General features: G+C 55.7%; 4 protein-coding genes. All 4 read left to right on the top strand.

Features of this window, described 5'->3' with window-relative positions:
* Nucleotides 1-12 precede the first annotated feature (12 nt).
* A complete protein-coding gene (locus tag ACLTXB_RS18635; RefSeq protein WP_428227976.1) occupies nucleotides 13-246 on the top strand; it encodes a cytochrome D ubiquinol oxidase subunit II in 234 nt (77 codons plus the stop codon).
* A gap of 13 nt (nucleotides 247-259) precedes the next feature.
* On the top strand, nucleotides 260-802 hold the full coding sequence (locus tag ACLTXB_RS18630; protein WP_428227975.1) for a hypothetical protein: 543 nt from the start codon (nucleotides 260-262) through the stop codon (nucleotides 800-802).
* Nucleotides 799-1,194 carry a hypothetical protein gene (locus tag ACLTXB_RS18625; protein WP_119311458.1) on the top strand — a complete coding sequence of 132 codons (396 nt, stop codon included), beginning with the start codon at nucleotides 799-801 and terminating at the stop codon, nucleotides 1,192-1,194. Before ACLTXB_RS18630 ends, ACLTXB_RS18625 begins: the two co-directional genes overlap by 4 nt.
* Nucleotides 1,185-1,695, top strand: a 511-nt coding sequence (locus tag ACLTXB_RS18620; protein ID WP_428227974.1) for a hypothetical protein, incomplete at its 3' end; no start/stop codon positions are given. The genes ACLTXB_RS18625 and ACLTXB_RS18620, both read left to right, overlap by 10 nt.

The following is a 1,695-nucleotide window of genomic DNA, read 5'->3' as shown; positions in this document are numbered from 1 at the left end:
GGAGGAAGTAGAATGAACAGCGAACAGACCACAGCATTTTTGCAAGAGCATTGGTACATTGCCTCGGTGCTCATCGGGGCCGTGATTTTAATTGGGGCAATCCGCAACTGGAACTGGCTCTGCGACCCCGCTGGTACGCGGGATGCCCACCGCCACAGCAGAGGATACCGGCGTGTGGTTTTCTTCCTGCTGGGCGTCCTCCTGATCGTGGTGAGCATCTGGGGATTTGTGCTGAAATTGAAATAGGAGGCGAAAGATTATGATGACTGAGAAATATCCCACTTGGCTCACTGGCCATGTGAAGAAGTGGGCGCAGAAACGCCTGTCCACCGTGACATTGTGTTCTACCACTGGCAATGAACTGCTGGAGGTTTGGTATTACGGAGATCTGCTCACAGTAAAGGGAGAACCCCAATTCTATATCATAGATAGCGACGAGGCCCCCGGACTGGTGGCAGCCCGTGATCCGGAGAGCGGCGAGGAGTTCGTCATCTTTGACGGTGGGCGGCATGGCTACGACAATCTGTTCTGCGATGTACACGATCCATCCAAGCTGGAGCACCGTCCCCTCAAGCGGTATGGGATCCCTGCCTCCAAGCTGGTGGTGGAGCTGGGTTACAGCGTTGACTATGAGGACGAAAAAGAGGACTTCGAACCGGATGGGACGGACACCGTGGAACTGATCAACGGTGAGCGGATGCCTTGGGAGCAGGTCAGGCGGGACGGCATTGATTATATCGCCCTTTACTATGTGAACGAGGAAGGGAAGCAAGTCCAGATTTTGGACGCAGAGCTGGCATGAGTATGGTGATTCAATCCTTTGACCATCTGCACGACAACAGGGTCCTGTGCTATTGCGCTGACTTTGAAGCCCATATCCTGCATGTGGATACCCGGACTGAGGCCGGAGAGAACGTATCCGTTCACTTCACCGGCCTGCTGGCCCACTGGTTTGAGAATGTGATCCGGGACAACATCCTCTTCGGCATGGATGAGATCACCGTGGACGGCTTTTTTGAACAGTACAAAGACCTGCTGGGCGGGGCCGTCTCTTACGGCTTTCCCGCCTGTTGCAGCATCGAGGAACTGCGGGAGCGCATGGATCGGGAGCACATCCGGGTATTTGTCATCGACGCTTCCCTTGGGCTGTGCGGATTTGTACTGGCACAGGAGGTGGAGCTGAAATGTCCATAACTGCCTATCAAGTGGAAGCCGTCGGCCATGACCGGACCGGCCGGGACTTCGGCTATGTGAATATCATGTACCGCTATGGTGATAAGAAATCCTGTCCCCGGCCGGATCAATGTGAAAAGCTGGAGGTCATGTGGGCGGACGAGAGCGTCTACGGGCCGCCCGCCCCCGGCAGCAAGGTGGGAGACTTTATCCAGACCTGGCTGGTGGGCTCCTGGAACTGCGGGGTGTTTACCCACCGGGAGATTGCCCAGCGGCTCATAGATACCTTCACTGGTCTGAAGCTCAAGGAACTGGCGTGGTTTGAGAACCCCAGAGAGAAGACGCTGAAAAACGGCAAACCACGTGTGCGCCGGGCCAAGTGGCTGCCGGAGCGAGAGGTCGATCTGGTGTATCTCTACTCCGACTACTATATTGACGCAAGAGAACCTGCTTCTGCCCAAACCCATTTCTTCACCGTCACAAGGATGGACGCCTGGGGCGTGAGCACCTGGTTCATGTGTA

The sequence above is a fragment of the Flintibacter sp. genome (assembly GCF_046973065.1).
The sequence above is the reverse complement of the archived record's forward strand: the minus strand, read 5'-3'. Positions and strand labels throughout refer to the sequence as shown.